This is a genomic window from Streptomyces sp. NPDC094147, from assembly GCF_044764265.1.
In the GTDB taxonomy this organism is placed as follows: domain Bacteria; phylum Actinomycetota; class Actinomycetes; order Streptomycetales; family Streptomycetaceae; genus Streptomyces.
On record NZ_JBIWHT010000001.1, the window covers coordinates 867,108 to 889,534 of the forward strand.

Annotated in this window: 18 protein-coding genes, 2 tRNA genes and 1 pseudogene; 5 read left to right on the forward strand and 16 right to left on the reverse strand. The window is 71.3% G+C overall.

All coding sequences use genetic code 11. The features are described 5' to 3' along the window. Nucleotides 1-9 precede the first annotated feature (9 nt). Both ACIQ8J_RS03955 and leuS read right to left on the reverse strand, forming a co-directional pair. Nucleotides 10-753: a hypothetical protein gene (locus ACIQ8J_RS03955; protein ID WP_403264449.1), complete on the reverse strand. Its 744-nt coding sequence runs from the start codon at nt 751-753 to the stop codon at nt 10-12. 120 nt (nt 754-873) lie between these two features. Further along, nucleotides 874-3,747 (reverse strand): leucine--tRNA ligase, encoded by a 2,874-nt coding sequence (leuS, locus tag ACIQ8J_RS03960; RefSeq protein WP_403264451.1) that lies wholly within the window; start codon nt 3,745-3,747, stop codon nt 874-876. A 372-nt stretch (nt 3,748-4,119) separates the two neighbouring features. Here leuS and ACIQ8J_RS03965 point away from each other — a divergent pair, with 372 nt between their 5' ends. Together ACIQ8J_RS03965 and ACIQ8J_RS03970 are read left to right on the forward strand one after the other, a co-directional pair. After that, nucleotides 4,120-5,289 carry a hypothetical protein gene (locus tag ACIQ8J_RS03965; protein ID WP_403264453.1) on the forward strand — a complete coding sequence of 390 codons (1,170 nt, stop codon included), beginning with the start codon at nt 4,120-4,122 and terminating at the stop codon, nt 5,287-5,289. 28 nt (nt 5,290-5,317) lie between these two features. Beyond that, nucleotides 5,318-6,877 (forward strand): NADH-ubiquinone oxidoreductase-F iron-sulfur binding region domain-containing protein, encoded by a 1,560-nt coding sequence (locus ACIQ8J_RS03970; RefSeq protein ID WP_403264454.1) that lies wholly within the window; start codon nt 5,318-5,320, stop codon nt 6,875-6,877. 96 nt (nt 6,878-6,973) lie between these two features. On the opposite strand, the gene ACIQ8J_RS03975 is transcribed toward ACIQ8J_RS03970, so the two are convergent. Further along, nucleotides 6,974-7,046, reverse strand: a tRNA-Ala gene (locus ACIQ8J_RS03975). A 116-nt stretch (nt 7,047-7,162) separates the two neighbouring features. Between ACIQ8J_RS03975 and ACIQ8J_RS03980 the strand changes: the two are divergent. Further along, nucleotides 7,163-8,359: pseudogene (locus ACIQ8J_RS03980) on the forward strand (glycosyltransferase 87 family protein); the annotation flags it as partial. Here ACIQ8J_RS03980 and ACIQ8J_RS03985 read toward each other — a convergent pair. The 8 genes from ACIQ8J_RS03985 to ACIQ8J_RS04020 form a co-directional block, all read right to left on the reverse strand. After that, nucleotides 8,331-8,564, reverse strand: coding sequence for a hypothetical protein (locus ACIQ8J_RS03985; RefSeq protein WP_053726163.1), 234 nt, complete (start codon nt 8,562-8,564; stop codon nt 8,331-8,333). The pseudogene ACIQ8J_RS03980 and the gene ACIQ8J_RS03985 sit on opposite strands and share 29 nt — an antisense overlap. 445 nt (nt 8,565-9,009) lie before the next feature. After that, nucleotides 9,010-9,082 (reverse strand) — tRNA-Ala (locus ACIQ8J_RS03990). 112 nt (nt 9,083-9,194) lie between these two features. After that, nucleotides 9,195-9,851, reverse strand: coding sequence for a histidine phosphatase family protein (locus tag ACIQ8J_RS03995; protein WP_403265234.1), 657 nt, complete (start codon nt 9,849-9,851; stop codon nt 9,195-9,197). Next, complete coding sequence (gene rsfS / locus ACIQ8J_RS04000; RefSeq protein WP_100578254.1) at nt 9,848-10,285, reverse strand: ribosome silencing factor; 438 nt, start codon at nt 10,283-10,285, stop codon at nt 9,848-9,850. Before rsfS ends, ACIQ8J_RS03995 begins: the two co-directional genes overlap by 4 nt. Nucleotides 10,286-10,399: 114 nt before the next feature. After that, nucleotides 10,400-12,070, reverse strand: a complete 1,671-nt coding sequence (locus tag ACIQ8J_RS04005) for an LCP family protein (protein ID WP_403264459.1) — start codon at nt 12,068-12,070, stop codon at nt 10,400-10,402. Nucleotides 12,071-12,116: 46 nt separating this feature from the next. Beyond that, nucleotides 12,117-12,734: a nicotinate-nucleotide adenylyltransferase gene (gene nadD, locus ACIQ8J_RS04010; protein WP_403264461.1), complete on the reverse strand. Its 618-nt coding sequence runs from the start codon at nt 12,732-12,734 to the stop codon at nt 12,117-12,119. Nucleotides 12,735-12,771: 37 nt separating this feature from the next. Beyond that, nucleotides 12,772-12,936, reverse strand: coding sequence for a hypothetical protein (locus tag ACIQ8J_RS04015; protein ID WP_399047736.1), 165 nt, complete (start codon nt 12,934-12,936; stop codon nt 12,772-12,774). A gap of 81 nt (nt 12,937-13,017) precedes the next feature. Then, on the reverse strand, nt 13,018-13,182 hold the full coding sequence (locus ACIQ8J_RS04020; protein ID WP_403264464.1) for a hypothetical protein: 165 nt from the start codon (nt 13,180-13,182) through the stop codon (nt 13,018-13,020). A gap of 112 nt (nt 13,183-13,294) precedes the next feature. Between ACIQ8J_RS04020 and ACIQ8J_RS04025 the strand changes: the two genes are divergently transcribed. After that, nucleotides 13,295-14,461: a M48 family metallopeptidase gene (locus ACIQ8J_RS04025; protein WP_403264467.1), complete on the forward strand. Its 1,167-nt coding sequence runs from the start codon at nt 13,295-13,297 to the stop codon at nt 14,459-14,461. Between the two features lie 128 nt (nt 14,462-14,589). On the opposite strand, the gene ACIQ8J_RS04030 is transcribed toward ACIQ8J_RS04025, so the two are convergent. The 5 genes from ACIQ8J_RS04030 to proB all read right to left on the reverse strand — a co-directional run bounded on the left by ACIQ8J_RS04030 (nt 14,590) and on the right by proB (nt 19,783). Next, entirely contained in the window at nt 14,590-15,669 is a 1,080-nt protein-coding gene (locus ACIQ8J_RS04030) for a hypothetical protein (RefSeq protein WP_403264470.1), read from the reverse strand. A gap of 163 nt (nt 15,670-15,832) precedes the next feature. Next, on the reverse strand, nt 15,833-16,528 hold the full coding sequence (locus tag ACIQ8J_RS04035; protein ID WP_403264472.1) for a hypothetical protein: 696 nt from the start codon (nt 16,526-16,528) through the stop codon (nt 15,833-15,835). A gap of 119 nt (nt 16,529-16,647) precedes the next feature. Further along, nucleotides 16,648-17,952: a glutamate-5-semialdehyde dehydrogenase gene (locus tag ACIQ8J_RS04040; protein ID WP_403264475.1), complete on the reverse strand. Its 1,305-nt coding sequence runs from the start codon at nt 17,950-17,952 to the stop codon at nt 16,648-16,650. 92 nt (nt 17,953-18,044) lie between these two features. Next, nucleotides 18,045-18,503, reverse strand: a complete 459-nt coding sequence (locus ACIQ8J_RS04045) for a hypothetical protein (protein WP_403264477.1) — start codon at nt 18,501-18,503, stop codon at nt 18,045-18,047. 152 nt (nt 18,504-18,655) lie between these two features. Then, the gene (proB, locus tag ACIQ8J_RS04050; protein WP_403264480.1) at nt 18,656-19,783 is read right to left on the reverse strand and encodes a glutamate 5-kinase; all 1,128 of its coding nucleotides are present in this window, start codon (nt 19,781-19,783) and stop codon (nt 18,656-18,658) included. A gap of 359 nt (nt 19,784-20,142) precedes the next feature. On the opposite strand from proB, the gene ACIQ8J_RS04055 reads away from it, so the two are divergent. Continuing rightward, complete coding sequence (locus ACIQ8J_RS04055; RefSeq protein WP_403264483.1) at nt 20,143-22,290, forward strand: PIG-L family deacetylase; 2,148 nt, start codon at nt 20,143-20,145, stop codon at nt 22,288-22,290. Nucleotides 22,291-22,427: the final 137 nt, after the last annotated feature.

Sequence of the window (22,427 nt, forward strand, 5' to 3'; positions counted from 1 at the left end):
GTCGTCGTCTCAGGTCGTCGTTTCAGGGCGCGGGTTCTTCTGCCATGGATACGCCACCGGGGGCTCGGCCGCGCCCAGCGGCCGAGGGGTCTCGGTGGGCGGCTCCGGCCGGGCCTGTGCCGCGCTCTCCTGGGACGGCTGCCGCGGGCTGCCCGAAAGGTCGCTCCAGGAAGCGGAGCCGGTCGTCGGGGCGCCGGTCGTCGGCCCCTTGGTCGACCAGTCGCGCAGGGCTCCCGACTCCATCTCGATCTGCTCGCTCAGCGAGGCGAGCTCGTCGTCGGCGAACTGCTGGGCCCGGTCCCGCGCCGCCCAGCGCAGTGAGTCCGCGGAGTGCCTGATCCGCTCGGTGCGCTCGCGGAGCTCCGGCATCCGCTCCGCGATCCGCCGCTTGTCCGGATCCCGCTCCAGGCGCTTGAGATCGTCGTCCAGCTCGTGGCCGTACCCGCTGAGCCGCTCGAACAGGACCAGCGACTCCTTCAGGGACTCGTCCTCGGCCACGCGCGCGTGCAGCGCGTCCTGTGTGGCCCGCATCGAGGTGCGCAGCGACAGGCGCAGCTGGGCGAGCTCACTGGCCACGCCCATCTGCCCCACGCTCTTGGCGCGCAGCGTGGTGTCCTCGACGGTTCTGCGGGCCTGGGTGACCGTACGCTCCACCCCGCGCTTGGCCGCGCCGACCACCTTCACCGTCACATACACGCCGAGCACCACGAAGGCGACGAACAGCAGCGCCAGGATCAGGATCGCGGCTTCCATGAACGTCCCCTCGGTCAGTCGGCATCGTCCCCTCCACCGTAAACGCAGCGGGCAGGCCGTGGGTTCCATCGGAACCCCCAACCTGCCCGTAGGGGAAAGCCCTCAGTGCCGCTTCGGCCCTTATTCAGGGACGATGTTCACCAACTTGGGCGCCCGCACGATCACCTTGCGGATGCCCGCGCCGGCCAGCGCCGCGACGACGGCCTCGTCGGCCAGGGCCAGCTTCTCCAGCTCCGCCTCGGAGATGGCCGGCGCCACCTCCAGGCGCGCCTTGACCTTGCCCTTGATCTGGACGACGCAGGTCACGGCCTCGTCCACCACGTACGCGGGGTCGGCGACCGGGAAGTCGCGGTGCACGACCGAGTCGGTGTGGCCCAGCTTGCGCCACAGCTCCTCGGCGATGTGCGGGGCCAGCGGAGCGATCAGCAGCACCAGTTGTTCGGCGACCGGGCGCGCCAGCGGGCCGCCCGCCTTGGTCAGGTGGTTGTTCAGCTCGGTGATCTTGGCGATTGCGGTGTTGAAGCGCAGCCCCGCCAGGTCGCCGCCGGCCCCGTCGATCGCCTTGTGCAGGGCGCGCAGGGTGGCCTCGTCGGGCTCGGCGTCGGTGACGGTGACCTCGCCCGTCGTCTCGTCGACGATGTTGCGCCACAGCCGCTGCAGCAGCCGGTACTGACCGACCACCGCACGCGTGTCCCAGGGGCGCGACACGTCCAGCGGGCCCATCGCCATCTCGTACAGGCGCAGGGTGTCGGCGCCGTACTCGGTGCAGATCTCGTCCGGAGTGACCGCGTTCTTCAGGGACTTGCCCATCTTGCCCAGCTCGCGCTTGACCGGCTCGCCCTCGAAGAAGAACTTGCCGTCGCGCTCCTCGACCTCGGCGGCGGGCACCGGGAAGCCGCGGCTGTCCCGGTAGACGTACGCCTGGATCATGCCCTGGTTGTACAGCTTGTGGAACGGCTCGGCCGAGGAGATGTGGCCCAGGTCGAACAGCACCTTGGACCAGAAGCGCGCGTACAGCAGGTGCAGCACGGCGTGCTCGGCGCCGCCGACGTACAGGTCGACGCCGCCCGTCGGCTGACCCTCGCGCGGGCCCATCCAGTACTGCTCGATGGCCGGGTCGACCAGCTTGTCGCTGTTGTGCGGGTCCAGGTAGCGCAGCTCGTACCAGCAGGAACCGGCCCAGTTGGGCATGGTGTTGGTCTCGCGGCGGTACTTCTTGACGCCGTCGCCCAGGTCCAGCTCGACGTTGACCCAGTCCTCGTTGCGGGACAGCGGGGTCTCTGGCGAGGTGTCGGCGTCGTCCGGGTCGAAGGTGCGCGGCGAGTAGTCGTCCACCTCCGGCAGCTCCAGGGGCAGCATCGACTCGGGCAGCGAGTGGGCGATGCCGTCCTCGTCGTAGACGATCGGGAAGGGCTCGCCCCAGTAGCGCTGGCGGCTGAACAGCCAGTCGCGCAGCCGGAAGTTGACGGTGCCCTCGCCGATGCCGCGCTCGGCCAGCCAGTCGGTGATCTTCGCCTTGGCGTCGACGACGCCCAGGCCGTCCAGGGAGATCGCGTCGTTGGCGGAGTTGACCAGCTTCGCCTCATAGGAGGCGAACGCGTCCTCCCACGTCGAGGCGTCGGTGCCGCGGTCGTCCGAGGGCTGCACGACGCAGCGCATGGGCAGCTCGAAGGCGCGCGCGAACGCGAAGTCACGGCTGTCGTGCGCCGGTACGGCCATGATCGCGCCGGTGCCGTAGCCCATCAGCACATAGTCGGCGATGAAGACGGGAACCTTTTCGCCGCTGACGGGATTGACGGCGTACGCACCGGTGAAGACGCCGGTCTTCTCCTTGGCGTCGGCCTGGCGCTCCACGTCCGACTTGGACGCGGCGAACGCGCGGTACTTGGCGACGGCCTCGGCCGGGGTGGCGTGCCCCTCGGTCCACACCTGGTGGGTGCCCTCGGGCCAGGCGGCCGGGACGATGGTGTCGATCAGCTCGTGCTCGGGCGCCAGCACCATGTAGGTGGCGCCGAACAGGGTGTCCTGACGGGTCGTGAAGACGGTGATCGCGTCGTGCTCGCCGACCTTGAAGTCGACGCGGGCGCCCTCGGAGCGGCCGATCCAGTTGCGCTGCTGCAGCTTGATGGCCTCGGGCCAGTCCAGCGCGTCCAGGTCGTCCAGCAGGCGGTCCGCGTAGGCGGTGATGCGCATGTTCCACTGGCGCAGCTTGGCCTTGAAGACGGGGAAGTTGCCGCGCTCGGAACGGCCGTCGGCGGTGACCTCCTCGTTGGCCAGCACGGTGCCCAGGCCGGGGCACCAGTTGACGGGCGCGTCCGACGCGTACGCCAGGCGGTACTCGCCCAGCACGTCGGAGCGCTCGGCGGCGCTCAGCGCGGCCCAGTCACGGCCGCCGGGGACCTGGCGCGTGCCGTTCTCGAACTCGGCGACCAGCTCGGCGACCGGGCGGGCCGCCTTCGCCTCGGCGTCGTACCACGAGTTGAAGATCTGCAGGAAGATCCACTGGGTCCACTTGTAGTACTCGGGGTCGATCGTCGCGAAGGAGCGGCGCTTGTCGTGCCCCAGACCCAGCCGGCGCAGCTGCTCCTTCATGTTCGCCATGTTGGCCTCGGTGGAGGCCCTGGGGTGGGTGCCGGTCTGCACCGCGTACTGCTCGGCGGGCAGGCCGAAGGCGTCGAAGCCCAGGGTGTGCAGCACGTTGTGGCCGGTCATGCGCTGGTGGCGGGCGTAGACATCGGTGGCGATGTAGCCCAGCGGGTGGCCGACGTGCAGGCCCGCACCCGAGGGGTACGGGAACATGTCCATGATGAACTTCTTGGGCCGGGCGACGACCGCCGGGTCACCGGCCAGGTCGCCCTTCGGGTTCGGCGCCGCGTAGGTGCCGTCGGCGTCCCAGAAGTCCTGCCAGCGTGCCTCGATGTCGGCGGCCATGGCCGCCGTGTAGCGGTGCGGCGCGGCCGTCTCTGCGGCGGCAGCGGTATTCGTCTCGCTCATGATCCTCAAAGCTCCATCGATCGTCTCTGCCAGCGGTTTCGAGCGTTCGTCCGTCGACTCGCCCATCGAATCGCCAAACGAAAAAACCCCTCGCACAGGAGGGGGCGCCGCGCCGAGTCCGACCGGATCTCTTCATCGGTCGGGAGTGTTCAGCGCGGCTCGCTAAGCAGAAGGCGTACGGCACGCATGGCGTCAGGGTACCGCAGGGCCCGCAAGCCCCGCACGGAGTACCGGCGGGCGGTGCCGGGGCGAGGTTACTCCGCGTACCGCCCTCTTCTGGGGCAACAACTCAAACCCCGTACCGGCCGGTATGGGGCGACCTAGCATGCCGCCACGGGACCGCTTTGCCGAACCATTCGGAGTCGCCCCACCATGAAACCTCGCAATCCGCTCAACCCGCACCATCCTCCCCAGAGCCCCGCCCGGGGCCGCCCGCCCCGCAAGGGCGGCCTTTCCGCCGCCGCGCTCGGCCTCGCCGCACTGCTCATACCGCCCCTCGCGCTCGTCTCGTCCACCGGTTTGCGCGCCACGCTGGACTTCACGACCGGCGTGCTGTCGCTGGTCTCGCTGACCGCCTCCGTCGCCTGGGGCCTGCTCGCCACCGACCGGCTGTTCCTCACTCCGCGTCACCGCCTCATGGCGCAGGCCGTCCACCGCGCGACCGCCGTCGCCTCGATCGGCTTCCTCCTGCTGCACGTCACCGTCAAGATCGCGCTCGGCCATGTGAGCCTGCTCGGCGCCGTGGTCCCCTTCGGGCTCGGCATCACCGGCACGTCGGGCCTGATCGGCTTCGGTTCGCTCGCCGGGATCCTGATGGTCGTCGCGGCCGCGACGGGGGCGATGCGCAGCGCGTTCACCACTCCGGGCCGGGTCGCCGGGCGCTGGCGCGCGGTCCACATGCTCGCCTACCCGGCGTGGTGCTCGGCGCTGCTGCACGGCCTGTACGCGGGGCGCCCGCCGGCCGGCTGGGTGGTCGCGATGTACTGCCTGTGCCTGGCGGGCGTTGCGGGCGCGCTCACCGTACGCGCGCTGCCCCGGCCGGTGAAGCGCCGGATCACCGAGCGCCTCGCCTCCTACGGGCCGCGCCCGGCAAGCGAGCCCGCCGAGCCTCAGGCCGTGCCCCCGAGGCCTTCCGCGCCGCCCTCTTATGAAACGCAGCCGGCCTATGAGGCGCAGCCGACGCAACCACTACGTGGAGTGCGGCCGCCCCACGAAGCCCCCCGGCAGCCTCCGCACGAAGCCCTCGAAGAGGCGCAGCCGTTGCGCGAGACGCCCGCGCTGTACGAGCCCCCGCACGAGGCGCTGCCCCGCTACCGCGCCCCCGCGCCGCAGGTGCGCCGCGATGCGGGCACCGGCATTTCGGCGGCCTACCGCGCGGTCTCCCTCGCCCCGCCCTCGCCCCCGGCGCCCCGCTGGCCCGCGCCCTCACCGCGCCCCCCTGAGACGCTGCCCGCCCCCGTGCAGCCCGCGCCCTATCAGCCGCCGGCGGCCGGCGAGCCCTGGCACTCCGTGCCGGGCCCCGCCTCCGGAGAACGCCCGTGACGGTGCCCGCAACAGCAGGAGTACGACCATGAACACGCCCCTCCCCGACGTTCCCGAGGTCCGCGTCGTCGGCCTGCCCCATCTGACGTCGGGCTTCGATCTCGTCGAGCGCCTCGCCCTGCCGATGCACCTCAAGGTGCACGGCCCGCTGGAGGCGATCAACGGCGAACGCCTGGCCCAACTCGCCGACGACATCGCCCTCAGCGGCCGCGGCGGCGCCGGTTTCCCCTTCGGCCGCAAACTGCGCGCGGTCGCCTCCGCCGCGATCAGGCGCGGCATACGCCCGGTCGTCGTCGTCAACGCGAGCGAGGGCGAGCCCGCCTGCCGCAAGGACACCGTCCTGGTGTGCCGGGCCCCGCACCTCGTCCTGGACGGCGCGCTGCTCGCCGCCGAGGCGCTCGGCGCCCGCACCCTGGTCGTCGCCGTCACCCGCGACTCCACGGAGGCCTCCGTGCGCGCGGCCTTCGCCGAACGCAGCCTCACCGACAAGCGCAGCTCCCCGCTGCGCGCCCGTGTGGTCCGCACTCCCGAGCGCATGGTCTCCGGCGAGGCGTCCGCGGTCGTCCGGGCCGCGGACGGCGGGCCGGCGCTCCCTCCGGGCCGCCGCGAGCGGGCCGCCGAGTCGGGTGTCGGCGGCGCCCCGACGCTGCTGTCCAACGCGGAGACGTACGCCCAACTCGCGGTGGCCGCCCGGCTGGGCCCGCGCCGCTTCTGCAACACCGGGGAGTCCACCGAGCCCGGCACCGTCCTGCTCACGCTCTCGGGCGCGGTCGCCCGCCCGATGGTCGTCGAGGTGCCCACGGGGGTCCCGCTGCGGTACGTCCTGCAGCTGGCCGGGTCGCCCGCGCTGCCCCAGGGCGTACTGACCGGCGGCTATCACGGCAGCTGGCTGGATTCGGTGGCCGCTCACGACGCGGCGGTCTCGCGCGCCTCGCTCTCCGCGCTCGGCGGGGCCCTGGGGGCGGGCGCGATCCTGCCGATCGGCCCGGAGACCTGCGCGCTCGGGGAGGCGCTACGGGTCGCGAACTGGCTGGCGGCCGAGACGGCCGGCCAGTGCGGCCCGTGCCGGCTGGGCCTGCCGGCCGCCGCGGGAGGGCTCGCGGACGTGCTGAACGGCGGTGGTCCGGCGGCACTTGAGGCGCTGCGCGAGGTGACGCGGGCGGTGAAGGGCCGGGGAGCCTGCAAGCATCCGGACGGCTCGGCCCGGTTCCTCGCCTCGACGCTGGCGGCGTTCACGGACGATCTGGCGGCCCATGTACTGGCCGGCGGCTGCGGGCGGCCGACCCTGGGCGTGCTGCCGCTGCCCGGCCCCGGCTACCGGGACGAGGGCGTACCGAGCGGCGAGAAGGTGCTGGTCGACTGGACGCTGTGCGAGGGCCACGGGCTCTGCGCGGACATCGTGCCCGAACTGATCCGGCTGGGCCCCGACGGCTACCCCTTGGTCGCGGACGCCACCGTGCCGATGCATCTGCGGGGGCGCGCACAACGGGCGGTGCGCCGCTGTCCCGCCCTCGCGCTCCGAATCGAGCAGGCTCCGGCCGCGCTTCCCCAGATCAGCCGCAAGGCCCTTGGCAGCGGCCGGAGTTGATCGCTTCTGATCATTACGACGACCTGGAGAGGGGCGCAGGGGGAGACACAAGAAGAAGGCGGGCCATCCGATGAGGATGACCCGCCTTCTTTACTGTGGAGCTAAGGAGAATTGAACTCCTGACCTCCTGCATGCCATGCAGGCGCTCTACCAACTGAGCTATAGCCCCTTACTTTCCCGCCGCCCGGTTTCCCCCGGCGACATCGAGAACATTACACGGTCACCCCGGTGCTTCACCAAATCGGTTTCCGTTCTGCACGAAGAAGGACGGTAACGTCCGCATTCGTGACCGTGAAGGCGCCCGCGCACACCGCCGCCCGCTTCGCCTTGGCCCGCCGTCCTGTACCGCTCGCCGCCGCGGTCTGCCTGCTCTCCTTCGCGGGGTTCTGGGCCGCTCAGCGGGCCGCCGGGGTCTCGATGATCGACCTGATGGTCTACCGGGCCGAGGGCCGGACCGTACGGACCGGCGGCGACCTCTATGCGATGCGCGCGACCGCGGCCCAGCTGCCCACCACCTACCCGCCGTTCGCGGCGCTGCTGTTCACCCCGCTCACCCTGCTCGGTGTCCCCGAGATGCGGACCCTCGCCACCGCCGCCAACCTCGCGCTGCTCATCGCGCTGGCCCACCTGTCACTGCGGCTCGCGGACTCGCGCCGGCCCGGGGCCGCGCTGTGGATCGCCGCGCTCGCCGTCTGGTGCGAGCCGGTGTGGACCACGCTGCGCTACGGCCAGATCAATCTGCTGCTCGCCGTCGCGGTGCTCTGGGACCTCACCCGCGGACCGGGCCACCGCTGGGCGGGCACCGGCATCGGCCTGGCGGCCGCGCTGAAGCTCACACCCGCCCTGTTCGCCCTGCTCCTGCTGATCACCGCGATCGCGCGCACCAGGAGCGGCGCCGGGAACTTTCCGCTCGGCATGAGCATTAGGGCCGCCGCGGCGTTCTGCGCCGCCACGGCGACGGCCGCCGTGGCGCTCCCGTACGACTCGTTGCGCTTCTGGACGTCGATGGTGTTCGAGGCGGGCCGGGTGGGCCATGCCGAGGACACCGCCAACCAGTCGCTGCGCGGGGTGCTCGCCAGGCTGCTGCACACCGGGGACCCGGGCCTGTGGTGGACGGCGGCCGCGGCCGCCGCCGCGGCGCTGGGCCTCGCCGTCGCCGTACGCGCCGAACTGCGCGGGGAGCGGGCCTGGGCGGCCATGGCGTGCGCGGTGACGGCGCTGCTGGTGAGCCCGGTCTCCTGGTCGCACCACTGGGTGTGGTGCGTGCCGGTGGTGGTGCTGCTCGCCGCGGACCGCTCGCGCTGGGCGCTGCTCGGGGGCGTCTTCTGTTCGTACGCCCTGTGGTGGGTCCCGCACGGTCCGGCCAGGCCCGAACTCGCCCAGAGCGGTGGGCAGATGGCGCTCTCGGCGCTCTATCCGCTGGCCGGGACGGTCTTCCTGGTGCTGGCCGCGCTCAGGCCGTGGCGAACGAGTAGAACCGCTTCAGCGTGCAGTGCGCCTCCAGGAGACGGCCGTAGATCGGCTCCCCTTCGAGTTCCCTATACGTCTCGATCGGGTCGCCCTTTATGATCAGCGCCCGCGCGCATTCCTCGCACCAGTACTGGTAGTCGGTGTTGACCGGATCCATGTCCCTGACGATGGGCGTACCGCTGCCGCACCAGTCACATTTCCGCCTGTGTGCACCCATGTTCAGCTCCAGCTGTGGCCGCAGGCCGTGCACACGTAGGACACTCCGCCGTTGTCGCCGAGCATCTGGGCGACGTGGCGGGAACCACAGGAGGGACAGCTCAGGCGGGCGCTGGGCTTCGCAGCCTTCGGCCCGTCGGGCGGTTCCGGGAATTCTTCGCGGCTCGCGGGCATCGCGCACTCCCTCCCGTTCGGTCCGTCGTCCCCCTCCGGCCGTCCCGATTCTGCCATGCCCTCGCAAGAGGGTCAGTGCTGTCGCCGTACGAGACCGGCCACTGCGCCCGGCACGCCGGCCCCGGTAGGCGCGAGGGAGCCCGCCCACGGCGCACCGGCCCCCGCGTGCGCCCCGGGCACGGCGGTGACGACCGTACGGCGGCGACAACTAGACGACCGGGTTCGGCGACAACAAGAAGATCCCGCCCCCAGGAGGGGACGGGATCCGATTGTGGAGCTAAGGAGAATTGAACTCCTGACCTCCTGCATGCCATGCAGGCGCTCTACCAACTGAGCTATAGCCCCGCTGTTCGCTTTGTCTGCTGCGTTTCCGCGGTCCTGCGCTGCGAACAAGAAGAACTTTAGCCTGTGACCTGCCGGAAAGTGAAATCCGGTCGGCACCGCCTCTGAGCAGCGGCTAGACGTCGTCGCCGAGGACCGGCTCGGGGAGCGTGCCGGCGTTGTGCTCCAGCAGGCGCCAGCCGCGCGCGCCCTCGCCGAGGACGGACCAGCAGCAGTTGGTGAGCCCGCCAAGGCCCTCCCAGTGGTGCGCCTCCAGGCCGAGCAGCCTGCCGATGGTGGTGCGGATGGTGCCGCCGTGGCTGACCACGACGAGGGTGCCGCCGTCGGGCAGCTTGTCGGCGTGCCGCAGCACGACCGGGGCGGCCCGGTCGGCGACCTCGGTCTCCAGCTCGCCGCCGCCCCGGCGCACCGGCTCGCCGCGCTTCCACGCGGCGTACTGCTCGCCGTACTGGGCGACGATCTCCTCGTGCGTGAGCCCCTGCCAGGCGCCCGCGTACGTCTCGCGCAGTCCCGAGTCGTGCTCGACCGGCAGGCCGGTGACGGCCGCCAGCTCGGCGGCGGTGGTGGCGGCCCGCTGGAGGTCGGAGGAGACGATCGCGTCGGGCCGCAGCGCGGCGAGCAGCCGCGCCGCCCGGTGCGCCTGGCCGACGCCGGTCTCGGTCAGCTCGATGTCCGTGGAGCCCTGGAAGCGGCGCTCCAGGTTCCAGGCCGTCTGGCCGTGCCGCCACAGGACTATGCGGCGGCCCCGGCCGCCCTTGGTGGTGCCGTTCAGCTCAGCTCACCGTCCGTCTCGTCGGCGCCGGTCAGCGCGGCGTGCTCGGCGGCCTTGCCACGGGTCTTCATGGCGTCGTCGGGCAGCGGCAGCTCGGGGCAGTCCTTCCACAGCCGCTCCAGGGCGTAGAAGACGCGCTCCTCGCTGTGCTGGACGTGCACGACGATGTCGACGTAGTCGAGCAGGATCCAGCGGGCGTCGCGGTCGCCCTCGCGGCGCACCGGCTTGGCGCCGAGCTCCTTGTTCAGCCGCTCCTCGATCTCGTCGACGATCGACTTGACCTGGCGGTCGTTGGGCGCGGAGGCGAGCAGGAAGGCGTCGGTGATCGACAGCACATCACTGACGTCGTACGCGATGATGTCGTGCGCGAGCCGGTCGGCGGCCGCCTGAGCGGCGGCAGTGATGAGCTCGATGGAACGGTCCGTGGCGGTCACAAGCAGGCTTTCGTCGGCGGTCAGATCGGATCAGATCGATTTCCAGGATCTCACGGACCGCCGACAGCCCCGACGGCGTGACGCCGGGGCAGTCGCCGCGGGAGCTCGCAGCCCTTACTGCTGGAGCTTGTAGTCCTTGCCGATGACGACCGACACATCGGCGTTGGCCGCCGCATTGCCCTGTTTGACCGCGCTGTCCGGCAGCCCCAGGGTCTTGGCGACCTCGACGGCCTTCGCCTTGCGCGCCGGGTCGGCGTACAGAACCTGAGAGGCCGCCTCCGTGCCGGAGCTTCCGGCGTCGATGACCGCGTAGCCGCCGTTGACCAGGGCGACCCGGGCGGATTCGGTGGCCTTCGCGTTGCCGCTGGCGTTCTTGACACCGACCTGTACCGCCGTGCTCTTGTCGGCGCCGCCGCCGATCTGGCCGCCCAGGATGTCCTTGACCACACTGTCGCTCGCCTGCTGGGTGAGCGTGCCGTCGGGCTGCACGGGAAGTACCGCCGTCTTGTACGCGCCGGTCTTGGCGTGCTCGGCGAGCTTGGCCAGGGAGGCGCCGAGGTCGCTCTCGGGCAGGGAGGGGTCGAGGATCTGCGCGAGCGTCTGGACGGTGACGGTGGCCGCCTTGGGGTCGTCGGAGATCTTCCGCAGCACTCCGTACATCACCGCGCCGAACCGCTGCAGCTGCTTGGTGTCCGGCTCCCCGGGGCCCTTGTAGGTGGCATAGGCCACGGCCATCGGGCCGGACAGCGTCTGGTCGTCGCCCTTCTTCACCACCGGGTCGCCGCCCTGCTTGGCGGCGGGGACATCGACATCCGTACTGATGTCGATGTTGCCGACGAGATCGACGAGGTTCTCCAGGTACGGGGTGTCCAGGCGCCAGGTTCCGGTGATCTTGGTGCCGAGGAGGCTGGAGATCGAGTCCCGGGTGCCCTGCGAGCCGTCCGCGTCCACGGACTTGCCCAGGGTGGTGCGGCTGCCGTCGTCATTGGGGACGGCGAGCGCGTTGGGCAGCAGGACGGTGGTGCCCTGCTGGGTGGTCGCGTTGTTGACGAGCAGCGCCGTGGAGGTGCCGCCCGCCTTGGTGTTGTGCAGATGGACCACGATCACGTCGCGCTTCTGCGGTCCGGTGGCGGTCGCGCCCTTCTTGGTGGCCGAGGAGGACGAGAGGCCGGGCAGCTTCCCGGCGTACCAGAGGTAGCCGATGCCGCCCACCGCGACCAGGGCGAGTGCCACCACGAGCGCGACGATCCGGTTGCGGCCGCGCCGCTTGGCCTCTTCGCGTCGCTCGCTGCGGCTCTCGCTGAACTTCAGCCAGTCGATGACGTCTTCGGAGTCCTCGTCGGGCTCCTCGATGAACGAGAACTGCTCGGTGCGGTAGTCCCGTTCGCCGCCTTCACCCCGCTCCTCCCGCCGCTGCTGGGGCACCACGGGAGAAGCCTCGGGCTCCGCGGCCGGTTCCGGCGCGGGCGGCGTCTGGACGGGCGGCTGCTGGACCGGAGGCTGCTGAGCGGCGGCGTAGTCGTATCCGTAATTCTGCTGCGGAAACTGCTGGGGCTGCTGGGGTTGTTGCTGCGCGTAGGGGTCGTACGTCGACTGCTGCGGGACGTACAACGCGTCGTATCCATACCCCTGTTGCTGCTGAGGCTGCTGGGGTTCCTGGGGCTGCGCGTACGGGTCGTACGTCTGCTGCTGCGGCTGCACCTGCTGGTACACCGGCCGGCCGTACTCGTCGTACCCGACCAGCTGCACCTGGGGTGCGTACGGGTCGTACTGGCGGTCGTTCACCGGTGGCCTTCTCTCACTCGCCGAGGTACAGGCGGTACAGCTGGTCTCACTCGCCGCGATACAGCTGGCGCTTGTCGATGTAGCGCACCACACCGTCGGGAACCAGATACCAGACGGGGTCGCCCTGCGCGACCCTCGCGCGGCAGTCCGTCGACGAGATCGCCAGCGCCGGCACCTCCACCAGTGAGACACCGCCCTCGGGCAGCCCATCGTCCGTCAACACGTGGCCGGGCCGGGTCACGCCGATGAAGTGGGCCAGCGAGAACAGTTCTTCGGCGTCCCGCCAGGTGAGGATCTGGCCGAGCGCGTCCGCGCCGGTGATGAAGAAGAGATCCGCGTCGCTGTTGCGGTCGCGCAGTTCGCGCAGGGTGTCGATGGTGTACGTCGCCCCGCCGCGGTCGATGTCGATGCGGCTGACCGAGAACTGCGGGTTGGACGCGGTGGCGATGACCGTCATCAGATAGCGGTCCTCGGCCGGTGAGACCAGCTTGTGGCTCTTCTGCCACGGCTGCCCGGTCGGTACGAAGACGACCTCGTCCAGGTGGAACTGCGAGGCCACCTCACTGGCGGCCACGAGGTGTCCGTGATGGATCGGGTCAAACGTTCCGCCCATCACGCCGATGCGTCGCTTGACCGGACCGGTAGGCACTTCCTGCTCTCCCATGCGTGCAGAGCCTACTGGCCCGGCTGACGGCCCCTGCTCAGCGGTCGCGGTTGAACCGGGTGGTGATCCAGAGCAGGAGCAGCAGGATGAACAGCGCGCCGCCGCCGGTCATCCAGGGCTGCAGGCTTTCGTGGTTGCCGCCACCCTGCTCGGCGCCTTCGGCGAGCGAGACCAGGTTGGCGGCGGTGCTGTGGAGGCTCATCTTCGGCAGGACCTATCCGGGAGTCGGGGCGGGCACTTCGCGCACATCGTATGCGGGCGGCCCGAGCACGCTCACGCCGACTCAGTCGTTCTTGCTGTCGTCGTCGCCGTTCGAGCGGTATCCGCGCAGCAGCAACCAGGCCAGCAAGGCCGCTCCGGCCATCGAGCCGAGCAGCACGATCCGCAGCAGATTGCCCGGTCCTTGCTGGTCGGAGGCGGCAGCGAGAGCGGTGACGACATCTTGCACGGCAGGTCTCCTCGAAAGTTATCCACAGGCCCCCGGGCCACGGTAGCCCCACCGCCTAGTGTGGATGTCGTCAGGGGGGACGGGCCGACGACTCGAACGACAGGGGGCACCCATGACCGAAGACATCAACGACCATGTGCCGAGCAGGCAGCGGCGCAGGTTCCCCGGGATCTCCTCCCGGGCCTACGAACACCCCGCGGACCGCTCGGCGCTGGTCGCGCTGCGCAAGCTGTCCGGCTTCGACACCGTCTTCAAGGCACTGAGCGGACTGCTGCCCGAGCGCAGCCTCAGGCTGCTGTTCCTCTCGGACTCCGTGCGGGTGGGCGACGCCCAGTTCGCGCACCTCAACGCCATGCTGCGGGACGCCTGTTACATCCTGGACCTGGAGAAGGTCCCCGCGATGTACGTCACGCAGGACCCGCAGCCGAACGCCATGTGCATCGGCCTCGACGAGCCGATCATCGTCGTGACGACCGGTCTCGTCGAGCTCCTCGACGAGGAGGAGATGCGCGCGGTCGTCGGCCACGAGGTGGGCCACGCCCTGTCCGGTCACTCCGTGTACCGCACCATCCTGCTCTTCCTCACCAACCTCGCCCTGAAGGTCGCCTGGATCCCGCTGGGCAACGTCGCGATCATGGCGATCGTCACAGCGCTGCGCGAATGGTTCCGCAAGTCGGAGCTGTCCGCCGACCGGGCCGGACTCCTGGTGGGCCAGGATCTGCAAGCCTCGATGCGCGGGCTGATGAAGATTGCCGGTGGCAACCATCTGCACGAGATGAACGTGGACGCGTTCCTGGAGCAGGCCGAGGAGTACGAAAGCGGCGGTGACCTGCGCGACTCCGTGCTGAAGATCCTCAACGTGCTGCCCCGCTCCCACCCCTTCACCACCGTGCGCGCCGCCGAACTGAAGAAGTGGGCCGAGACCCGCGACTACCAGCGGATCATGGACGGTCACTACCCGCGCCGCGACGAGGACAAGGACACATCGGTCAGCGACTCCATCCGGGAGTCGGCGGCTTCGTACAAGGAGTCGGTCAAGAGCAGCAAGGATCCGCTGATGAAGCTGGTCGGCGACATCGCCGGCGGCACTGCGGACCTGGGCGGCAAGCTGCGCGACACGTTCACGGGCAGGAGCACCCGTCCGTCGGACAAGCCGTCCGGGGACAAGCCGGGCGGGGACAAGCCGGGCGGAGAAAAGGAGTCCGGAGACAGGTCGGCCGGCCCGGAAGCCGGACCCACCGACGGCAAGCCGGACCAGAACGGGCGCGGGGAGGACTGACCGGGGACGGCCGAGGAGGGCTGAAGAGGGCGGAGGAGAGCCGAGAAGGCCGAGGACGGCGGGGAGGGCCGACGCCGGTTGGCCGAAAGGCCGACGCCGGTCGGTCGAAGCGTGGGGCCGCCCGCCGGTCAGCGGGCGGGCGAGGGCTGGGCGTTCGCGGCGAGGGTGCCGCACAGGGCCTCAGGAGCGGGACCGGTCGCGTACGGGTCGGTTCCGGCCGGACCCTGGGTGCTGGCCCGCTCCCCCGCGAGGAGCGGGCGTAGCTGGGCCGAGACGTCGGCCGAGCAGGCCTGCGGACCGGCCTCGGCGGAGCTGGCCTGCAACTCCGTCCGGTTCAGCCGCAGGTCCTCGCGGTCGAGGCGGAAGTGCAGCTCGCGGCGGACCGTGAACAGCGAGGCGTCGGTGGTGTGCGGGCCGTTCCCGGCGGGGTGCAGGGCGTACACGAAGACGTAGTCCGCGGTGACTTCGAGAGCCTCCGGTCCAGGCTCGGTGTAGCTCATCGAGCCCTGGACCCGTATCCGGGAGTCGGCCAGGGCCGCTTTGGCCGGGTCGAAGCGCACCAGCCAGCCGGTGGCGGAGTGCCGGCCGTCGGCGGCCGGTGTGGCCACGCTCTGGTCGAACTGGGCCATCAGGTCGGGGTTGAGCAGCACCCGCACCTGGCGGACCGCGCCGCCGGTGAGGACGTCGGGATCCAGGGACGACGTGACCAGGTAGTCCTTGGCGATGGACAGGGCCGTCATCACCTGGGCCTCGGAGAAGTGGGTGGTCTTCGTGGCCGACGGCAGGTTGATCCCGGAGCCGCCGATGCGGAACTGGGCGGCCGGGCTGCGCGCGAAGAGCTGCTCGGCGTCACCGCCCGGCACCGGGCCCTGCGGTGCCAGCGGGATCACGGTCATCCGCACCGGCTCCGGGTGGCTGGTGGACGGCGGCTGGTACGGGTGCCGGATGCCCATGTAGATGGCGGTGCCGAAGGCTATGAGAAGCAGCAGTACCAACACGATGGCCGGTTTGGAGGTGGCTCTGAGGGACCAGCCGGGACGGGAACGCACGGCCCGCGCGTGCTCGCGCATGCGCTCCTGGGCGGAGAACTCCTGGAGGCGGGCAGCACGGACGAACGATTCGTCGAAGACGACGGACCGGTACTCGTCCTCACCGCCGCCGGGGAGGCCCTCCGGTGTCCCCTCGGGTGGCTCTCCACGCCCTGCCATACCTTCAGGGTAGGTCTGGTGAGGGAAAGGTAAACGCGCTGGTACACGACAAGTTCTGACGAGTTCCGACGCCACTGTTCAGGGGGTGCCCAGGGGGGCTCGGGGACTGGGTGGGGGTGGGAGGGGCGGGGGCGGGGGGAGGGGGCGGGGGGGGGAGGCCCCCCTAAGGCATCCGCGGCGCAGCCGACACCGCCGGCGCCCCATAGTCCGCCGAAGCCGAGGGACCGCCAGAGCCGCTCGGGCTGGCAGAGCCGCGCGGACCGACCGGACCGCCAGAACTGACGGGGCCGCCAGGACCGACCGGACCGCCAGGGCTGGCCGGAGCACCGGAGCTGACCGCCCCGCTCGTGTCGACGTTGCTGGCGGCCGGGGCGGGCGGGGCCTTCTCGTCGCGGCTGGACGAGGCGCCGCGGTAGACGGCCGAGAAGGCGAGGGCGACCATGCCGATGCCCATCAGGACGGCGAGGAGCCAGGCGATGGGGCGGTGCCAGCGGGCGCGGCCCCGGTAGGGGCGCAGGACGCCGCCGTGCCGGCCGTAGGGGCCCGCCTCGGCACCGGCGCACAGTCCGGGGCCGTACACGTCGCCGGAGTCGCGGCGGGGGTGGTAGGTGCCGTACCCCTCGTCGTAGGGCTCCTCGTCGGGGGCTCCGGCGCCTGCTCGGGCGCGGGCCGCCTCGGCTTCGGCGCGGGCCTGGGCGGCGGCGAGCAGTCGCTCGACGGCACTGGGTTCGTGGATCTCGGCGGCCCGTACGAAGTCCTCGTCGAACACCACGGAGGCGAAGTCTTCGTCCGCGCCTCCGCGGTCGTCGTCGGGCTCCCAGCCGTTCGGGAACGGCTCGCCCCCTACGTCGTCCGGCACGCGTTCAGGGTAGCCCCGGGCGGTGGTTTTGGGCAGCGAGTGGCCGAACTCGCCCTCCTCGCCGGAGAGTTACCCGCACTCACCAAGCGTGACGAACGGCCACTTGACGTAGCTGTCGGTCACCGGACATGACCGTCCCCGGTCACGATGTACTTGGTCGAGGTCAGCTCCGGCAGGCCCATGGGGCCCCGGGCGTGCAGCTTCTGGGTGGAGATACCGATCTCCGCGCCGAATCCGAACTGGCCGCCGTCGGTGAAGCGGGTCGAGGCGTTGACGGCGACGGTCGTGGAATCGACCAATTGGGTGAAGCGGCGGGCCGCGGCCTGGGAGGTGGTGACGATGGCCTCGGTGTGCCCGGAGGTCCACAGCCGGATGTGGGCGACCGCGGCGTCCAGGGAGTCGACCACGGCGGCGGCGATGTCGTACGAGAGGTACTCGGTCTCCCAGTCCTCGGGGGTCGCCGCGACGACGGTGGCCTTGGAGGCGCCGGCGTAGGACCGCACCCGCTCGTCGGCGTGGACGGTGACGCCGGCCTCGGCCAGCGCGTCCAGGGCGCGCGGCAGGAACGCGTCGGCGATGTCCTGGTGGACGAGGAGGGTCTCGGCGGAGTTGCAGACCGAGGGGCGCTGCGCCTTGGAGTTGATGAGGATGGCTACGGCCATGTCGATGTCGGCCTCGGCGTCGACGTACACGTGGCAGTTGCCGGTGCCGGTCTCGATGACGGGGACGGTGGATTCCTCGACGACGGTGCGGATCAGGGAGGCGCCGCCGCGCGGGATGAGGACGTCCACCAGGCCGCGGGCGCGCATGAGTTCGCGTACGGAGTCGCGGGATTCGCCGGGGACGAGCTGGACGGCGTCGGCGGGCAGGCCTGCCCCGCCGACGGCGTCGCGCAGCACGCGTACGAGGGCGGTGTTGGAGGCGTACGCCGATGACGAGCCGCGCAGCAGGACCGCGTTGCCGGACTTGAGGCAGAGGGCGGCCGCGTCCACGGTGACGTTGGGACGGGCCTCGTAGATGATGCCGACGACGCCGAGGGGGACGCGGACCTGGCGCAGGTCGATGCCGTTGGGCAGGGTGGAGCCGCGGACGACTTCGCCGACCGGGTCGGGCAGGGCTGCCACGTCGCGTACGTCGGAGGCGATGGCGCGGATCCGCTCGGGGGTGAGGGTGAGGCGGTCGATGACGGTTTCGCTGGTTCCGGCCTCGCGGGCCTTGGCGATGTCGAGGGCGTTGGCCTCGATGATCTCGCCGGTCCGTACTTCGAGCGCGTCCGCGATGGCGAGCAGCGCGGCGTCCTTGACCGCGCGCGGAAGTGGCGCGATCTCGGCGGCGGCGGCGCGCGCCCGGTAGGCGGTCTGGATGACCGGGGACATGTTGTCGTACGGGGAGTGCGGGGACGAGGGCGAGGAGAGCGAAGCCATGTCCGCAGACTAATGGGCGGCGGGCGGGCATTCCGCCCGGATTCCACTCCCCGAGACGGTGCCGGGGTCCCCCGGGCCGTGCCGGGGGCGGGTCAGAACGGGTGGACGCCGACGGGTGCGGCCGGTGGCGGGCCGTACCCTTCGGCGAGCCGCTGGTGGTAGGTCTCGCGGTCGATGACTTCGAGGCCGACGATCTCCCAGGGCGGCAGTTTGGCGGTGGAGCGGTGTTCGCCCCACAGGCGCAGCGCGACGGCGGCCGCGTCGTGGAGGTCGCGGGCCTCTTCCCAGTAGCGGATTTCGGCGTGGTCGTTGGCGTATCTGCTGGTCAGCAGGAACGGGTGGTCGTGGGCGAGCTGTTCGAGGCCGCGGCGGACCTCTTTCAGCGGGGCCTCGGCTCCCGAGACGCTGAGCGTGATGTGCCAGAGCCTGGGGGTGTCCCCGGGCTCTTCGGGTACCTCTCTCTGCTCGATGTCGGCCCCCGTCCCCACACTGGTCAGGGTCCGCTCAGCCGTCGTCCCTCGGGGCGCCGCCCCCGGGCGCGCTCGTCTCACCGGCGGCCTCCTGTGCTGCTGTGTGCGATGCGGTGCGGTTCCGCGCGGCTTGCCGGCCGCGCGTACCCCCACTTCAAAGTTGACCAGCCCGAGGCCGGGCGCGGGGCGGTTTTCCTGAAGGTGTCTGTCTTATGGCTGGACTTTCAGCCGTTTCAGGGGTGCAGGACGACCAAATCGTCCCTGTGTACGACTTCGCGCTCGTAGCCGGGGCCGAGTTCCTTGGCGAGGTCGCGGGTCGAGCGGCCGAGGAGTTGGGGGATTTCCTTGGCGTCGAAGTTGACGAGGCCGCGGGCGACGGCGCGGCCCTGGGGGTCGCGGAGTTCGACGGGGTCGCCGGCGGCGAACTCGCCCTCGACGGCTGCGATTCCGGCGGGGAGCAGGGATTTGTGGCCTTCGACGATGGCGCGCACGGCTCCGTCGTCGAGGACGAGGGCGCCTTGGGGGGTGGAGGCGTGGGCGAGCCACAGGAGCCGGTCGGCGGAGCGGCGGCCGGTGCGGTGGAAGTGGGTGCCGGTGGCGCGGCCGGCGAGGGCGTCGGCGGCGTGGCTGGCGGAGGTGAGGACGACGGGGATGCCTGCGGCGGCGGCGATGCGGGCGGCCTCGACCTTGGTGACCATGCCGCCGGTGCCGACTCCGGCCTTGCCGGCGGTGCCGATCTGGACGTGGGCGATGTCGTCCTGGCCGCGTACTTCGTCTATGCGGGTGGTGCCGGGCTTGGCCGGGTCGCCGTCGTAGAGGCCGTCGACGTCGGAGAGGAGGACGAGCAGGTCGGCGCGGACGAGGTGGGCGACGAGGGCGGCGAGGCGGTCGTTGTCGCCGAAGCGGATCTCGTCGGTGGCGACGGTGTCGTTCTCGTTGACGACGGGGAGCGCGCCCATGGCGAGGAGCTGGTCCAGGGTGCGGTAGGCGTTGCGGTAGTGGGCGCGGCGGCTAGTGTCGTCGGTGGTGAGCAGGACCTGTCCGACGCGTACGCCGTAGCGGGCGAAGGAGGCGGTGTAGCGGGCGACGAGGAGGCCCTGGCCGACGCTGGCGGCGGCCTGTTGGCGGGCGAGGTCCGTGGGGCGGCGGCGCAGGCCCAGCGGGGCGAGTCCGGCGGCGATGGCGCCGGAGGAGACGAGGACGATTTCCTTCTCTCCGCCGCTGCGCACCTTGGCGAGGACGTCGACTAGGGCGTCGACCCGGTCCGCGTCGAGGCCGCCGGAGGCGGTGGTGAGTGAGGAGGAACCGATCTTGACGACGATTCTGCGGGCCTGTGCCACCTGCTGCCTTGCCACTGTCACACGTGAAATCTATGTCAGGTCCGCGGGTCGGTGCTTGGAAGTTCCAATCGGCGGACAACCTCACAGGGACCACACAGAGAGTCCCAAAAGTTCAAAAAGTATGAAAAGTGAGGAAGTGCCGTCCTGGCGGAGTGCTGAAGACCACACCGGCCGTACCGTGCGGTTTCATACCAGCCGGGCAAATTTAGCGCCTGAAGTGAAACCTCCGGAGCCGTTGGGCCCTCCCTCCTGATGACTGGTCGAACAACTCCATGACGGCCACCCGGGGGACTCGGGGCGCATGGATGCAACAAGGAGCGTGCCGGATGCCTTCGTCACCATCTCGTAGACGTGTGTTGCAGGTCGCCGGTGGCGGCCTTGTGGCAGCGCCTCTCGCCTACGGGGGATGGCAGTGGCTGGCACCGCAGAGCGGGTCCGGGGTGCAGAACCCCTCCACCGGCACGACGACCGGGAAGCCCGCGTCGGACGCGGCCAACCAGGCGTATCTGCATGTGCTCGCGCATGCCGACGACGGCATCTACTTCATGAACCCGGATCAGGAGCAGTCGATCCGCAGCGGCGCCCTTTCGGTGACGGTGTGCATGACCAGCGGCGAGTCGGACGGGCGCAACGCGCCGGGCAAGGCCCCGCAGTTCAAGACGATGCCGACGGACCGGCCGGGTTTCGCGCGGGCCAGGATCAACGGGCTGCGGGCCGCTCACGCGCTGATGGCGACGGGCGACGACAACAGCCCGTGGACGGTGGAGCCGGTGGAGCTGCTGCCCGGGTTCCGCTCCGAGCTGCACTACTTGCAGGCGGCCCCGAACGTCCAGCTGATCTACATGGGGCTGTGCGAGGCGCGCTATGTGAGCGTGCCGCGTCCGGTGAGCATGCGCGGGCTGTGGCTGGGCGCCATCCCGCAGCTGCCGACGCTGCCGGGCACGGGCAGCACGGTGCGGATGCCGCGCGCCTATACGCGTGACCAGCTGACCGACGCGCTGGTGGCGGCGATCGCGCGGGTCAATCCGACGGTGATACGGACCCTGGACCCCACTCCCCTGCACGCGCCGCGGGAGACGGTGGCGATGATGAGCGCGCCGACGATACTGCGCGGGCTGAGCTATCTGGACCACCAGGACCACACCGCGTCGGCCCACTTCATGCAGGCCGCGATGGAGCGCTACTGGGGTGCGGGCAAGGGCCGTCCGGCGTCGGTGACCAGCTACTTCGGCTATCCGACGAACTACACCCCGCCGTCCCTTGACGCGGCGACGACCAAGCGCACGTCGCAGCTGCTCAACGCCTACGGCTGGGCGGACCACCGGGACTGCGGGGACGCTTCGGGCTGCGGTGACCTCAAGGTGGGGCCGAACGGGCTGAAGGGCGGCGGGGCCGGCTGGGCGCGCGGTACCCGTACCCGCGCGCCGGGCACCCCGCGCTGGATCGCGCCGCTGAAGGACGGGCGGCTCGCGGCGTTCTCGGTGCTGAACGGCGCGGTGCGCTGCTGGGTGGAGCGGACGGCGGGCAAGGGTCCGTGGGCCGGTCCGTACGACGCGGTGGGCAGCGCGGGCGGCCCGCTCGACCCGCAGGTGGAGGTCGTGCGGCTCCCGGACGGCACGCTTCAGCTGTTCGGGACGCGTACGGTGCTGCCGTTCAAGGGGCAGAAGCACCACAAGGAGCTGGTGTGCGTCCTGCAGACCGGGGTGGGGCCCGACGGGGTGCCGAAGTTCGGCGCGTGGACCTCGCTCGGTACGCCGGATTCGGCTCCTGAGAAGTCGCTGGAGACGGGCTATCCGGCGATGGCGGTCGCCCCGGACGGCACGGTCCATGTGCTGGTGCGGAACTGGGCCGGCGAGATCAACCTGCGCAGCGGCAAGGGCGGCAAGGACTGGGGGCCCTGGCAGCTCCTGGACACCCCGCCGGGCAAGCAGCCCCCGCACCCGCTGGTGGTGGAGGGGGTGGACGCGCTCTGCGACTCCGCCGGGCGGATCCATGTGGCGGCTCCGATCGCCAAGAGCGTTCTGTACTGGGTGTCGCCGTCGCCCGGTGCGCTGCCGAAGCTGTCGGCGCCGACCGGTCTGGCGCCGTCGGGCAGCGCGGTGAGCCTGGTCTCGGACGGCAAGGACGGCGCGTCGATCGTCTACCGGGGGGCCGGCACCGCGCAGGTGATCGTCGCCTCCCCCGCCGCTTCCGGTGCGCCCTGGTCGGTGGCGCGGCGCACCCCGATGGGCGGCTACGGGCGGGTGTCCTCGTACCGGCTCACCGGCCGGAGCGGGTCGCTGGTCCTGGCGGCCAGGAACGACCAGGGCCAGGTGGTCCCGTCCTCGGACGAGTCGGCCGCCTGGGAGAGTCCGGGCGTGCAGTTCACGGGCATACCGGGTGCGGCGCAGGACTCGTCGGGCCGGGCCGTGCTCGCGGTGATCGGCACGGACGGCCTGCTGTACGCGACGCGCCAGACCAAGCCCGGCGCCCGGTTCGGCGAGTGGGCGCAGGCCGCGAAGGACAGCGGCGGCGGCAGCCGGGTCTAGCGCGGACACGGCGGAGGGGGGGGGGGGGGGGGGGGGGGGGCCCCCCCCCCCCGCGGGGCGAAATTAAACCGCGCGTGGGCGGGGGGGGTTAGGGCGCCGGCGGGGCCAGGATGCCCCCCCCCCCCCAAACGCGGGCG

What these genes read in the sequence shown, in the direction of transcription:
- ACIQ8J_RS03985 (WP_053726163.1), bottom strand. Translation starts at nt 8,564, where the DNA reads ATGGGTGCACACAGGCGGAAATGTGACTGGTGCGGCAGCGGTACGCCC.
- ACIQ8J_RS04025 (WP_403264467.1), top strand. Translation starts at nt 13,295, where the DNA reads ATGACCGAAGACATCAACGACCATGTGCCGAGCAGGCAGCGGCGCAGG.
- ACIQ8J_RS03965 (WP_403264453.1), top strand. Translation starts at nt 4,120, where the DNA reads ATGAAACCTCGCAATCCGCTCAACCCGCACCATCCTCCCCAGAGCCCC.
- ACIQ8J_RS04040 (WP_403264475.1), bottom strand. Translation starts at nt 17,952, where the DNA reads ATGGCTTCGCTCTCCTCGCCCTCGTCCCCGCACTCCCCGTACGACAAC.
- ACIQ8J_RS04030 (WP_403264470.1), bottom strand. Translation starts at nt 15,669, where the DNA reads ATGGCAGGGCGTGGAGAGCCACCCGAGGGGACACCGGAGGGCCTCCCC.
- nadD (WP_403264461.1), bottom strand. Translation starts at nt 12,734, where the DNA reads ATGGGAGAGCAGGAAGTGCCTACCGGTCCGGTCAAGCGACGCATCGGC.
- ACIQ8J_RS04015 (WP_399047736.1), bottom strand. Translation starts at nt 12,936, where the DNA reads ATGAGCCTCCACAGCACCGCCGCCAACCTGGTCTCGCTCGCCGAAGGC.
- ACIQ8J_RS03955 (WP_403264449.1), bottom strand. Translation starts at nt 753, where the DNA reads ATGGAAGCCGCGATCCTGATCCTGGCGCTGCTGTTCGTCGCCTTCGTG.
- leuS (WP_403264451.1), bottom strand. Translation starts at nt 3,747, where the DNA reads ATGAGCGAGACGAATACCGCTGCCGCCGCAGAGACGGCCGCGCCGCAC.
- ACIQ8J_RS03970 (WP_403264454.1), top strand. Translation starts at nt 5,318, where the DNA reads ATGAACACGCCCCTCCCCGACGTTCCCGAGGTCCGCGTCGTCGGCCTG.